The sequence below is a fragment of the Gracilibacillus alcaliphilus genome, assembly GCF_016909015.1.
GTDB classification, from domain to species: Bacteria; Bacillota; Bacilli; order Bacillales; family Amphibacillaceae; genus Gracilibacillus; species Gracilibacillus alcaliphilus.
In genome coordinates, this window is sequence record NZ_JAFBFA010000012.1 from 80,516 (window position 1) to 95,282 (window position 14,767).

Below are 14,767 nucleotides of genomic sequence, written 5' to 3' on the forward strand. Positions count from 1 at the left end.
GTTTTCTTCCTTTAGCGATTAATCCAATTCTATTTTCAATACTACTGGTTTATCAGACTGCACTTGTTGAGTCTGCACTTCTAAGCCTGCAGCTGTACGCTTCCATTCCGGTTTCTCGTCTGTTCCCAAAATGGTAACATCCTTAATTAAACCATGAAAATGGGGGAGTTTGGAGGCATCTTGTTCTGCCAAAGATTTGATAGTGACTTCACCATTTGCAGGATAAGCAAGCACTGTCGCATATAAATAAGATCCATTCACTGTAAAACGAATATCTTCAGAAGTGTATTGTCTGACTTCCCCATCAGTAAACTGCCCTTCTTCAATACCTGTAGGCCCTTCACCAAATTTCCGCCAAACCTTACTGCCATAGATTGCTTCTCCATTCACTTTCAGCCATTCGCCAATCTCTAATAAGATTTGTCTATCTTGATCAGGAATGGTTCCATCTGCCTTTGGATCAATATTTAGGAGCAAGGTGCCGTTCTTGCTGACAATATCAACTAGATCACAGATCAAGCTATAGCTTGTTTTATAATGATTGTTTTCGGTGTAGCTCCAAGAGTTGGTAGCAACCGATGTACAGGTCTGCCAAAAGTATGGCTTCTGTTCTGCAAATTGACCACGTTCAATATCTAAGACAGCTGTATTAAACATAAAGGCATCATGCTTATAATTGATGGCTACCTCTATCCCCCATTCAGCCGCACGATTATAATAATAGGCAGCAAATTGTTTTAAATATGGCTTTGCAGCTGGGTGCTGTATCCACCAATCAAAATAGAAAACCTTTGGACGATAGCGATCCACAATCTCACAAGAACGAATCAGCCAGTCTTCTAAAAATTCTTGTGTAGGTGACGGACTATTCAAATCATGGGTTCCATATTCCTTCATTGCCGGCCAGTAAAAATCACCGCGTTGTAAAGGTTCTTTGATATCACTGTCAAATTCTTTTCCATGCCCCATAAAAAACCAATGTTCAATCCGATGAGATGATGCACCAAATGTAATCGATTTGTCTGAGACGGCTTCTTCCAACTCCCCGAGCACATCACGCTTTGGACCCATCTTACTGGCATTATATTCGGAAATATCACTGTGATACATCTGAAATCCGTCGTGATGCTCAGCTACAGGCATTACATAACGGGCACCCGCTTCTTTAAATAATTGTGCCCACTCCTCCGGATCAAAATTTTCCGCTTTGAACATAGGAATAAAATCTTTATAACCAAATTCCTTGTGTGGCCCATAGGTAGCTAGATGATGTTCAAATTCAGGTGATCCTTGTATATACATATTGCGTGAATACCATTCACTGCCAAAGGCAGGCACCGTATAGACACCCCAGTGAATAAAGATGCCGAATTTCGCATCGCGGTACCAATCGGGTACCTTCATCTGGAACAACGAATCCCAAGTCGCCTCAAATGGCCCCTTTTCAATTACTTTTGTGATTTCCTTCAAATAAGCTTGCATATCACTTGAATTTACGGTCATTTACTTATCTCTCCTTTTTCATTTATTACTATTTCTAGGTAAATAGTTTGAGGAAGCTTACTACCTAGAAACCGTTTACAAAAAGACGTTTCTTCATAGTTGTTATCGATAACATCATAACATACTTTGAGGCTTAGCAGTGAAAAACAACTATAAAGATAAGCTTTTTTTTTCACTGCCTGTTTATGCCTTGGTAAGCTGTTGCCTTAATTGATGCAGTGTTTCCGCATCCTTTAAAAATTGATCTTCATCATCAAATTTGACAAACTCCATTAACAAATAACGATCTTTCCCGTCTTGCATGATTTGCTGCAAATACTGCTGCCATTCCTGAAAACCATCGGCCAAGTTTAAACGGTCATCAAATGAATACCAGTAAAAAACATGCACATTAGTAATCCATGGCTTTACAAAATCAATACTCTGAAGTCTTTCTTCCACATCTACGTTATTAGAGGGCTGCCAGTAAGTAAATACGTTTGGGTGAGCGATCTCTTCCATTAACTTTCGAGCGCTTTCTTTGGTATCTGTCAGCGTATTGCCATGAAATTCTAAGTGCACCGTGATATTTTCTTTGGCAGCCAAGTCAGCAATATTGCGCGCATCTGCCGCTACCTCTGCCCGATAATCATCACTTGCCTTCTCACTGCCTGTTACCCCTGCCCAAACCCGAATGGCAGGAGCGCCCAGTTCCTTCGCTGTCTGCAGTACATCCGTAAATGAGTCACTGCTGACACCGTAATCCGCTAATCGATAATAAGAACCGTAAGAACTGACCTGCAATCCCTCTGCTCTTGTTAATTCCCCTACATCTTTCGCTGTTCTTAACTCACCAACAGGGACATGCACATCTGCCCCCCACTCAATAGCGTCTAGTTCTGCCTGTTTTACTAATGTAACAATCTCTTTCGGATCCTTATCACGAAAGGTTACCGAACATAGACCTAACTTCATCTTGCCACTCCTTTCCTATGCCATGTTCACAAACTGCTGCTGCGTTACTTCCCATTTCAGGGGCTCCCCTTGAAGGTATCGTTTCAGTTCCTCCAGCATATAGGCACCCATTCGAGCACATTCTGCTCCTTCACTTCCAGCCAAGTGCGGTGTAATCACGACATTTTTTAATTGATATAACAAAGAATCAGCCTCAGGCGGTTCAGGATCTGTTACATCCAGGACAGCCGTAATATCTGTTCTTTCTTCTAACACCTTGATCATCTCTTGCTCCCTTACAATGGCGCCTCTTGCAGTATTAATAAAACTTGCTCCCTGCTTCATCAATTGAAAATGTTCCTTTTTAATCATGCCGATGGTTTGCGGCAGCAATGGTGTATGTAAGGAAACAACATCTGCCTGGCGAAACAGCTCTTCTAAAGAACACAATGTAACTCCTAACTGCTGCGCCTCCTCCTTGGTCACAAACGGATCATATGTTAAGATCTCGATATCAAAAGGACGCAATAATTCTAACGTGCGCCGCCCCACTGTACTAAGTGATATCAAACCTACTTTACTTTTAAATGCTCCTTGAACCGCAAATGGTTTTGGCGGAAATTGTCTGCTTGATTCGATTTCTCGCACAAACTGCCAGCCATTTTTCAAACAAAACAGAATTTGTGACAACGTGAATTCTGCGACAGGCTGTCCATTCGCGACAACAGCTGTAGTAAAGCGAATCCCCTTTTCCCATGCTTCGTCCTTAGCAATGGCTTTAATCGAACCTGCACCATAAAGAATGAGCTGCAGCTGCGGGGCATGATCTAATAACGCTTGATCAATAGCAGGCGCTCCCCATCCCGTAATAATGATTTCAACATCCTGCAATATCGATAAGTCTTGTCTTAACTCTGCCTGAGTCATCGGTTCAGCTGCTATGTTTACTAGATTATTTATCTCTTCCCTAATAAAAGAGGGATAAACAAGTTCAAAGGTATCTTGATTCATTACAAAGATTGCTTTTTTCATTATGGTCTCCTTTTTATAAAAAAATTAAAAACAGGGAACTATATTTCGTGCTTCACGCTGGAGTCTATCAGCTGGGTTTTCAACCAATTATAGGCCTTTCTGCCGCTGATCTCATGAGCACCTGGAAAAATATCATAACTAAATTTCTCTGGACAGCTATGGTAATGTTCTTGTATTTCTTCGATCGCCTCTCGCGTATATTGACTCGGAAAAATCGGATCCTCCTCTCCTGATTCAATAAATAAACTTCTCGGCGCTATCAATGCAATCCACTCTGGTAATTCGGCGGAATTCAGCATGCCGGGTATATAGTTATCAATACAATGGTGCATAGCCATAATACTGCCTTTAAAGGTGTTCGTAAAACCAGTTAATACGGTAGCTTTTACTCTTTTGTCTAAAGCAGAGGTATAGGCAGAGATCAGGGCACCGCCTGAGAAGCCCATTATCGCCAGATTCTCTTTATCTACTTGATCTGCTTCCTCCATATAATCAAGTACTCGCTGTGCCTCCCAAATTCTTAACCCTGCTAGTGTTTTTCCTTCCAGTAAAAGATTGGTTGCCATCGCTTCACAAGAATTCACATTTCCGGCCTTGATATCTCTATCTAACCGCCGTTCACCAAATCCGATGACTTCAGGCACAAACACTTTAAAGCCTTGTTCAACTAATTGAACAGCAAATTGATGATGAATGGTCGATTCTTCTGCTTGCCCATCTTTCGTTAAACCTACCGCTTCATTCACTCCATAGCCATGACCATGAACAGCAAGGACAGATGGATAGACCGCTTTCTTTGTAGCTGGTGTCAGAATATACATCTTGATATCAATCAATTCTGTAATGGACAAAGTAACCAGCTCTCTTTGATATGTCTCAAATACTTTAGTATCAACAGAGGTTGTCTTAAACGGAATTCGTGTATCATCTAAGTAAGAGAAATCGCCCAACAGTTTGTGCAATGTGTTCGTTAATATCGTTCGGCGTTCTGCCGGACCGACTGCCTTGACAGTCTCTTCATATGCATGATCATAGAACTGGTCAAATAATTGATCGATTTTGTTCACCTATGCCACCTCTTCCAGAAATTTTGTTAAACTTTATGTTCAAAAAAAACCTCTTAAACTAGTTTACTGTGTATTTTATGGGAGATAGACATTAAAATGCAAGGATATCGCTTTCATTTGGTAAGTTTTCGTAAAAAAAGCAAAAGACATAATGTAACTTATTATAATTACAGGAAATTTAAGTTAAAGTAAAGGTATAGAAAGTTACCTGAAAACGTTCAATAATTGCAAAAAACCACCCTTCTACAAACAAAAACATCTTTTTTTAAAAAAATTTACCAACCGCCATTATAGTATCCGTTATTTCTAAATAATGTTGCAGCAGTGCTTTTAAATAAGGAATGACGATATACAAAAAGCGCCTATTTCAATTGTTTAATAGACGCTTTTTACTACGTATTGCTATTGCGATTCACTATGAACCGTCTTACTTTATTATTTCCCAGTTTTCTCATGATACTTCGACCAGAAAGTCGCTAGTATCGGTCCAGATACATTATGCCATATACTGAATATCGTACTTGGAACAGCAGCTATCGCGCTGGCAGGGAAAAATGCTAAAGAAAGCTGCGAAGCTAATGCTGAATTTTGCATACCTACTTCAATCGTAACCGTTTTTTGAGAAGCGAAATCAAGCTTACATGCCCTTGCTAATAGAAAACCTAATATTAATCCTAACAGATTATGAAGTATAACTACCACAAAAATTAGTAAACCAGAGGTTGCAATGGCCTCTGTATTGATCGCCACTACTCCTGCCGCTACAGCCACAATACCAATTACAGAGATAAGCGGTAAGACAGTAATACTCTTCTCCACCTGTTCACGAAACAACATCCGCACAATAAAGCCTGCAATAATTGGCACAAGTACAACCTTTACAATCGAAAGGAACATTTCCATAAAGGATACAGCCATCCATTCACTTGCAAACAATAAGGTTAATGCCGGAGTGATTATTGGTGCCAATAGAGTAGAAACAGTAGTTGCAGATACAGACAGTGCCGTATTCCCCTTTGCCAAATAAGCCATAACATTAGAGGCGGTACCTCCTGGACAGCACCCTACCAAAATCACACCAACCGCAATCTCTGGCGGCAGCTGAAAGATTTTCACTAATGCATAAGCTACTATAGGCATAATTGTATATTGAGCAATCACAGCAATAAATACACTTTTTGGTGACTTTAATATACCTTTAAAATCCTGCGGAGTAAGGGTTAAGCCCATCCCAAACATAATAATTCCTAATAAGATACTAATTTGTGGTGCAATCCAAGTAAATCCGCTCGGGAAGAAGAAACTAACAACACCAATTAAAACAACCCATATCGCAAATGTATTACCTGCGAATGTACTAATTCGTTCTAAGACTTTCAATCGAAATCCCCCATATCTTTCTTAACAGATGAAACTGTTCAAATATTCTAACAATTTATTCATACCGTTCCTTATCATATCAAAAAAGTATGCACCACGTCTAGATAGTTTGATTTTTATTGATCTCTTTTGTCACACCATCTAGCCATCGATGTTGGGGTATTAAAAATTGGTAAATACATCCAATAAAACAGATACAGATCAAACTTATTCACAAACCTTCTCTGTAGTATGTAGAATAAACCCGGCTAGAAAGCCGGATTTATTTTCTATTCAGCCATATAGTTATCATACGCTTCTTGATTAATTTCTATATATCTTTCTATTCCTAATGATTCCAGGCCTGCAACATAGTCATCCCAGTCATTTTCTAAACTTAGTTCACCTGTTATAAATCTAACGGAACTCTGTTCCACATTATCTAAAATATTTGTAGATAAAGTCGCGTATTCATCTTGTACCTCTTCTGGGTACCATATGGCCCAGAAAGGAAACGTTTCTTCCGGTTCTTTCCCTTCATATAAATATGTTGCTTCTTGCAGCCTTCGTTCGTATCCTTCATCGGTATATATATCTTCTGCTTGTACTTGCCCTTCTTTGAATTCTCTTGGTTCGTAATATTGAGCAATAGCTCCCCAGCCATTGTTTAGCGGCTCTTCAGACTCCAGCCTTTTTAGAATTGGCTCGACCTCTTCATTAAGTGCTATATCTCCTTCTTCAGGCTCAATCCAATCTTCTCCCTCAATTCCAAATTGGGCACGGATCATCCCATCAATCGTAAACATATAATCTAATAACTGGATAGCTTTGATTTGGACTTCTTCACTTGCTTTATTAGTAATAGCAAAAGTAGCTCCATTGGTCACTTGATAGTTGTACGTAGCATATTGCTGATTTGGCCCTTGTAAAGGCTCAATAGGATCAAAATCATATTGATTTTCGTTATCGATAAACTCTCTTGGATGCTGTGCTGCTGCAGCCTCTAAAATAACATCTTCTGCATTATTTCCAAGCTGAATTAATATAATGTATTTCTTTTCAGTTAACTCAATGGTATTAAACGATATGTTTTATCTTTCAAAGCCTGAAAAGAGTATGCCTCATTATTTGAAGCTGAACATGGAATTTGTTTACTAGATTCATACTCTTCTACCTGCATTTGCTTATTTATATATACCTTATTATCTACACAAGCACGCAGAGTAACGTTGCTTACTTTGGCATTTTCCCAAGTAATATCCACTTCTACTCCTCCTCTCGCTCGCAGCCCTGTTACACACCCTTTCGACCACTGCTTAGGCAGAGCAGGTAAAAATTCTAATACACCATCATGAGATTGCAAAAGCATTTCTGCGATTCCGGCCGTTACACCAAAGTTGCTATCAATTTGGAATGGTGGGTGCGCACCAAATAGGTTACTATACACGCCGCCTTTTTGATAATTTACAAGATCGACAGCATCAACTAATTGTAAGGAATTATCTATTAATTGCAAGGCTTGTTCTCCATCTTTAAAACGTGCCCATAATGCTACTTTCCATCCTAAACTCCATCCAGTACCACCATTGCCTCGTCGTTCTAATGACTTTCTCGCTGCTTGATAAAATTCCTCTGCATGATTTGATGTTAATTGTCTTCCAGGAAAAATTCCAAATAAATGTGATACATGACGATGATATCTATCTTCATCTTCAAAATCTTCATACCACTCTTGTAACTGCCCGTGTCTGCCTACCTTCATAGGGTAAAGATTATTTCTAATAGCATTTATTTCTTCTTTTAGATCTTCTTCCATCTTTAACCGCTCACTTGCTTCGATAAAATTGGTGAAGAGATCCCATATAATAGCCATATCCATCGTTGTTGAATGGCTAATGGCATAGGTGCCATTCCCATAACGAAATTTATGTTCCGGCGAAGTAGATGGTGATGTTATATAGTACCCCTCCTCGTCTTCTATTAACCAATCTCTACAAAAAAGTACTGCTTGTTTCATAATTGGGTATGCTTTATCGCGCAGATAATTGATATCTTGACCAAAGCTATAGTGTTCCCACAGATGCTGTGATAACCATGCTCCCCCCATAGGCCATATCGCCCATACTGGATCACCTTCTCCAAAATCACCTACTGGAGCGGTTTGACACCAAATATCTGTATTGTGATGGGCTACCCACCCTTCCAATCCATAGTTTGTTTTCGCAGTAGCATTCCCTTTGACAGACAATCGCTCAATATGTTCAAGTAAAGGTTGATGACATTCGGCTAAGTTGGTTATTTCCACTGGCCAATAGTTCATTTCTGCATTTATATTTAATGTATAATTACTACTCCATGGTGGTCTCGTAGAAGCATTCCATATCCCTTGTAAATTCGCCGGATGTGTCCCCGGACGTGAACTGGCAATCATTAGATATCTGCCATATTGAAAAAGTAATTCAACTAATCCTGTATCCTCCACACCATACTTTTTAATTCTTTGATCTGTAGACAATGAATGATAATTTTGTTCCTGTTCGATCTTTAAGCTTACTCGGTCAAACAGTCGCTGGTAATCTTCTACATGACGCTGTTTGATAGCTTCATATGAGTGATTTCGCAATGACAGAAGTACTGCTTTTGTTTGTTCTGCTAATTTTTGATAACCAATTGTTGCTGGTGACTGATCATAACCATTAAAACTAGTTGCCGCACTGAATAGTATAGTAGCCGAATTAGCTCCATCTAAATGAATACCATTTTGATTGGTTTTGATGACACCTTCGTCATGGGTGATCATTGTCCTTCCAGAAAATTTAATCGATTGTTGTTCTCCATATTCAATTGGATTATCTCGTTTGCAATAGTTAGGAGCGACATGTTCAGGCGCTATTCCTTCCAGTAATAAATCGTTCCCATCGATTTTGGTTTGATAACGAAGTGAACTATCCATATTAAGATGTAAACTCAAACTATTTGGTCTATTTGCCTGCAAATGAATAGCCATGATTTGATCAGGGTAAGAGACAAAAGCTTCTCTTGTATACGAGACATTTCCGATATCATATTGAACATAGCTTACTCCTGTTTCTAAATCTAGACCTCGTTCATAATTATGTGCCAGTTCCCCATGTTCCAATTGGAGATAAAGGTTGCCAAATGGCAGATAAGACTGTGTATAAGGGCCCATCATTTCCTTTCCTAATTGATCTGCCTTATCAAAATCCTGTTGCCGAATTGCTTCCCTTATTGCTGGTAATATTTCCTTTGCTTGTGGATTATTCTCTTGCTTTGGAAAACCAGACCACAAAGAATCTTCATTCAACTGGATTACTTCTTTTCCTATCCCGCCAAAAATCATTGCCCCAATTCGGCCATTGCCGATAGGCAATGCGTCTGTCCAGTGTATTGCTGCTTGGTTATAGTGTAATTTCATTAACATGGCTCCTCGTTTTTGTCTAGGATTAACTTTTTCATATTGTTTACGTTTACATTTTTAATAACCTTATTCTTATATTTCAGGTAACTTTATATTTTTTTGCACAAATGAATCTTAGAGATAGTTAGTCTATTGACTCTGTGTTAAAAATCCAACAAGATTGTTTCAAAACCTATTCTAGCTTTTTCTCGTCCTTTTCAATATTTTATTAAATTCATCTTTACTATATATTATTTGTTATCGACAAAGAAACTTGATCATATCAACATACTCCTTTTACCTCTCCACAATAACTCCTTTTTTCAAAATCATATTTGCATATAATGACTTTTCACTAGTTGTTACAATTGCATATGCTTTCTTACTCCTTTTATAGAAAGCAAAACGTTCTAACTGCTCTATATTAATATTTTCCTCTTCAGATTCTTCTAAAATTCTTCTATATGTATCCCATATTTCCGGAGTATAATTATCTCCAGTTGCGACTTCCATTAATACAACAGGACACTTTGTATACGTATCGAGTGTAAACAGTTCCAAGATGGCTTGCAGCAGTTCAGGAATCATTAAACCATTACAATGTACAAGTTGATTTGCATGGGAGGCTGCTGGAAAATTTCCGTCCGCTAATATGATCTCATCTCCATGTCCCATTTCCATCAATACCTTTACTAATTCTGGTGATAAAGATTGTGGTATTTTTTTCAACATATTATTACTTCCCCTCTGTAATAACTTAACAGTATCGTCATAAAATAATCATAGTTAGTATCCATATTTTATATTATTGTAGATAATAAATTTTCACACCTATTAAACTTCATATACTTCACTCATGGTAGTAACCTAGTCTCAACCTAATTGAACACATTTTATTTCCTTTTTTTAAATAACTGTGTTACACATAACTCACGTTCTCTTGATTTTGTATTATATAAGTTCAAGCTCTCTGTTTTTAATATTACAAAGCAATATATTTTCCATAGCTATGTAACTTGTTTGATTATGAGTGGTAAAAAATCAGCTGCTTTCTATAGCTATATATTCAATATCAACATAGCCTTTTTCCTCTTTATTATTGTAGTTAAAGAAACCTATATAGCTTCCCATATAATCATTTCCAATTAGTTTTATACCTTCCTCCAACTCTTTAAAATCCACACCATCTACACTATATGAAAAATTACATAAATATTGAAAATTCCAATCTGATTTAAACAAAATAATATTATCTTTTACGTTTATTTCACAAATACGATAGGTTTTTTTGTTGGAGAAAAATTTAATATATGTGCTATCGATATGCTTAGAGATACCTATACCACAATATAAACTACCAGCCATTTGAACCATCCCCGTATTTTGGCCATCTTCTAGTCCAGATAGGTCCATTTTAGCAATAGCAGTGTTTTTCTCATATCTATAGTTTCTTTGCAGTAATGTATTACCTGCTGTCTCAATTTTATCCTTAAAAAAAGGCTTAAACGCGTACAATCTGATAAACCCTGGTCTCTCCTCTAAAGACCACATGCTGTCTCTTGGTTGAAAGTTCCATAACCATTGAAAGGATAATTTATTAGATTGAAAGTTATCACTTCTATCAGGAACTTTTCTTAAAGTTTTAGAGAAAGGTTTTTTTAAATTATTCCAGATCATTCTTCCTTTTTCTTTGGCACTCTGAACTATTGGCCACCCATTTTCCCAATGAATAGGCAATAAACTACAAGGTCTTCCATCCGGTCCATTCTGACCATGATGCGTGAAAAAATACCATTTTACTCCTTTCTCTGTTATAGCATCCACAATATTCCCTTGACATGGCTCGCGATAACCTTCCACTATAGGATAAGATATGTGTTCATATTCACCTGGATTATCGTAAGTACCATAACTATTGTTATGATGCATACCATAAATTGAACTAGACTTCATCATCCAAGCCATTCGTACAGGTTGTTTATTCACAAAATAACAGCCATTATGCAAAAAATAGTAATCACCATTTCTTTTGAAAAGTTTATTTGCTTCCGGAAAATACTCTTGGACATCATACTTATCATTCGTACAATGTATCATAACCCCTTTATCTTGCAGAGTAATTCCATCATCTGATAATTTAAAAAGCCATGACTGATAATTATTACTAAAGTTCGTACCTAAAAAATAACCTTGCCCATCATCATCCCATAGAACTGTACAATCATCCCATCCAAACTGAAAATTACTTCCATCTATTTTCTCTACTTTTTTTATATTACTCCATTGTCCAAATGGATCTTTTGTCTTAACCATAAAAAATCCTTCATCCGGCGTTCCAAAATGAATATAATATGTTTGGTTTTTCTTATTATACGTGATACATGGAGCCCAAATACCTCTAGAGTAACCGTCCATTTTGTCCCAATTATATCGAGCATGAATTTGTGTTAAATCCCTTACCGCATGATTAATTATCGACCAATTTATTAAATCGTTTGAGTATAACACGGTTATTCCTGGTGACAATTGAAATGTAGAAGTAATTAAAAAATAGTCATGTCCAACTCTAATAATATCAGGATCTGAATAGTCACTTGGAAGAATTGGATTATTATATGTTCCATCTCCTAAGTCGCCCCAATTTCCATGATAATTTCCTTGATCAAAAATTTCAGTCGTAGAACTTTGCAACTTAATCATTTGTTAAATTGCCCTCCTCAGAATGAATAAATGAATTATTAACATCTGCTACTAATACAACCATTTATTTTTAATCACTCACCAATTTTATAAAACTCACATGCATTTCCACCAAATATTCCATCTTTCTCTAATTCATTTGGTAACGTATCTACTACCAATTGATATACCTCATCATAGCTAGCCGACAGTAAACATACCGGCCAATCACTGCCATACATAACTCGGTTCGCGCCAAAAACATCGATTATATGCTGCACATATGGCCTGAATTGTTCGGTCTCCCAATTCTTATGCTCTGCCTCTGTAACCATCCCTGATATTTTACAGTAAATATTCGGGTGACTTGCAATAGTTGTCATTTGATTTATCCATGGTTCTTGTTCTCCCTTTGCTATATTCGGTTTGGATATATGATCAATAACTCCGCGCAGCTTAACTTGATCCAAAACTTTAATTAAGGAAGTTAGTTGATCAGAGCGAACCAGTAAATCAACAGGTATATCTAACTTCTCCAAATAAGCAAAAGCTTCTAAATATGGTTCTGTTTCAATAATAGTTGCATCAGGCATATCTTGAATCATAACTCGGATTCCAATAAACTTAGGATGCTGTCTAAGCCTATCTAGTTGTTGTCTATAGTCTTCTTCTTCTAAATCTACCCATCCGACAACACCTGCTATTGTGCTGCTTTCTTCACTTAATTTTAATAAATATTCTGTTTCAGCTATGGTTGGTGCTGCTTGTACGGTGATAGTTTGGTCTATCTTATGTTTTTTCAGATGAGGAAGCAGATCTTCTTCTTGATAATCACGGTATAACTCGGTTATCTCCGGCGTAATCCATCCATAATCTCCGCGACCTATTCGCCAGTAATGTTGATGTGCATCTATTCGCATGTATACTCCCGCCTTTCGATATGATATTAGATGAATTAAAAGTTTTCCAAACAATAGTTCAAACATGCCAAAACACCTTCTGTTTTGGCATGTTGAAGTTAACACCATTTATAATAAATCATCTAACAATGGAAATTGTACTATAAAATATTCATGTATTGACTTATAGATCTATTATTCACTTAAATAATTATTATAAACTTCTTGGTTGAGTTCAATATACCTGTCTACACCAAGAGATTCCAGTCCTGCAATATAATCATCCCAGTCATTTTCTAAACTTAGTTCACCTGTTATAAATCGAACTGCACTCTGTTCCACATTATCTAAAATATTTGTAGATAAAGTAGCATATTCATCTTGAACTTCTTCTGGATACCATGCTGCCCAATAAGGAAACTGTTCTCTTGGTTCTTTACCTTCGTATAAATATGTGGCTTCTTGAAGGCGACGTTCATAGCCTTCATCCGTATATATGTCTTCAGCTTGTACCCATCCATCTCTATACTCTCTCGGCTGGAAAAATTGTGCACTTGCACCCCATGAGTTATTAGTGGGATCTTCTGGATGCAATTGATTTAAAATTGGTTCCACCTCTTCATTAATCGCCAGATCCCCATCTTCCGGTTTTACCCAATCTTCTCCTTCCACTCCAAAATGAGCACGAGTGGATCCTTCCTCTGTAAACATGTAATCTAATAATTGGATTGCTTTAATTTGCACATCTTCACTTGCTTTATTAGTAATCACAAATGTAGAATTATTAAATACAGGGTAAGTATATGCTGCATATTGATGATTTGGTCCCTGTAAAGGTGGAAGAGGATTAAAATCATATTCATTTTCATTATCTATAAAGGTCTTAGGATGCGGTGCAGCTCCCGCTCCCAAGATCACATCGTCAGCATTATTACCGAGTTGACGATACGCATCGTTATTTTGTGTAAAAGCACCCGAGTCAATCAAACCCTCAGCATATAAAGAATGAATATACTCCAGACCTTCTCGCCATCCTTCTGTTACAGGAGCAAAATCAACTTGACCATTATTTACCAGCAATCTAGATCGTGCATCATCATATACAAAACCATTCATTAAAAATGGAATAATCGATTCGTAAATAGTCGCTGCTGATCCACTTAATGGAATTTCATCTTGCTGTCCATTCCCATTGGGATCTTGTTCTTTAAAAGCAATCAACACATCCTTAAATTCTTCATGTGTAGTTGGCATATCTAACCCTAATTCCTCTAACCATTCCGTATTTATCCATATTTTATTTGACCATGTACAATGAAAGCATTCTTCAAATTGAGGAACACCATATATATTTCCATCAGGTGCTACGGCGATTCTTCTATATTCATCATTTTCCTCTAATAATTGAGATAAATTTGGTGCATGTTCTTCTATCAACTCATTCAATGGAATTAATACCCCTTGCTTTCCATACCTTAATACTTCACTTGCCTCAAAACTATCTACCCAATTGATTAAAAAGAACACATCTGGATAGTCCCCACTAGCTAATGAAATTTGTCTTCTTTCTTGAGCTGCCGCAGAATCATAAGATGTTGTTTGAAACGTAAAGTTGATACCAAATTCTTCTTCTGCAAATTTAGTAAATGAATTAGTTTCTAAATCCATGGTGTCACTCTTAGGCATAAACACTGACATATTTGTCACTCCATCACTATCTTGATCTGTTTCTTCTCCAGAGTCACATCCGCTTATAATAAGTAGGGCTACAAACATTACAATAAGAAATTTTATTCCTTTCATTCCCATTCACTCCCCTTTATTTAAAATAGACTTTAAACAAACTGTAGATTACTTCTTTGATCACCTCCTCAAAT

11 protein-coding genes are annotated in these 14,767 nt (G+C 37.3%); all 11 read right to left on the bottom strand.

Annotated elements, in window-relative coordinates; genetic code table 11:
- Positions 1-18 precede the first annotated feature (18 nt).
- Positions 19-1,503, bottom strand: a complete 1,485-nt coding sequence (locus tag JOD18_RS10875) for an alpha-L-fucosidase (RefSeq protein WP_239588063.1) — start codon at positions 1,501-1,503, stop codon at positions 19-21.
- A gap of 183 nt (positions 1,504-1,686) precedes the next feature.
- Positions 1,687-2,457: a sugar phosphate isomerase/epimerase family protein gene (locus JOD18_RS10880; protein ID WP_204669053.1), complete on the bottom strand. Its 771-nt coding sequence runs from the start codon at positions 2,455-2,457 to the stop codon at positions 1,687-1,689.
- A 15-nt stretch (positions 2,458-2,472) separates the two neighbouring features.
- Positions 2,473-3,468, bottom strand: a complete 996-nt coding sequence (locus tag JOD18_RS10885; protein WP_204669054.1) for a hydroxyacid dehydrogenase — start codon at positions 3,466-3,468, stop codon at positions 2,473-2,475.
- A gap of 38 nt (positions 3,469-3,506) precedes the next feature.
- Positions 3,507-4,535, bottom strand: a complete 1,029-nt coding sequence (locus tag JOD18_RS10890) for an alpha/beta hydrolase family protein (protein WP_204669055.1) — start codon at positions 4,533-4,535, stop codon at positions 3,507-3,509.
- 435 nt (positions 4,536-4,970) lie between these two features.
- Complete coding sequence (locus tag JOD18_RS10895) at positions 4,971-5,915, bottom strand: bile acid:sodium symporter family protein (protein ID WP_204669056.1); 945 nt, start codon at positions 5,913-5,915, stop codon at positions 4,971-4,973.
- A 269-nt stretch (positions 5,916-6,184) separates the two neighbouring features.
- Positions 6,185-6,781 (bottom strand): type 2 periplasmic-binding domain-containing protein, encoded by a 597-nt coding sequence (locus JOD18_RS10900; RefSeq protein WP_204669057.1) that lies wholly within the window; start codon positions 6,779-6,781, stop codon positions 6,185-6,187.
- A gap of 176 nt (positions 6,782-6,957) precedes the next feature.
- Positions 6,958-9,330: a glycoside hydrolase family 95 protein gene (locus JOD18_RS10905; protein WP_239588064.1), complete on the bottom strand. Its 2,373-nt coding sequence runs from the start codon at positions 9,328-9,330 to the stop codon at positions 6,958-6,960.
- A 279-nt stretch (positions 9,331-9,609) separates the two neighbouring features.
- Positions 9,610-10,044, bottom strand: a complete 435-nt coding sequence (fucU, locus tag JOD18_RS10910) for an L-fucose mutarotase (protein WP_204669059.1) — start codon at positions 10,042-10,044, stop codon at positions 9,610-9,612.
- A 309-nt stretch (positions 10,045-10,353) separates the two neighbouring features.
- Positions 10,354-12,012 (bottom strand): glycoside hydrolase family 43 protein, encoded by a 1,659-nt coding sequence (locus JOD18_RS10915; protein WP_204669060.1) that lies wholly within the window; start codon positions 12,010-12,012, stop codon positions 10,354-10,356.
- 74 nt (positions 12,013-12,086) lie between these two features.
- The gene (locus JOD18_RS10920) at positions 12,087-12,911 is read right to left on the bottom strand and encodes an amidohydrolase family protein (protein ID WP_204669061.1); all 825 of its coding nucleotides are present in this window, start codon (positions 12,909-12,911) and stop codon (positions 12,087-12,089) included.
- Positions 12,912-13,085: 174 nt separating this feature from the next.
- On the bottom strand, positions 13,086-14,693 hold the full coding sequence (locus JOD18_RS10925) for an extracellular solute-binding protein (protein WP_239588065.1): 1,608 nt from the start codon (positions 14,691-14,693) through the stop codon (positions 13,086-13,088).
- Positions 14,694-14,767: the final 74 nt, after the last annotated feature.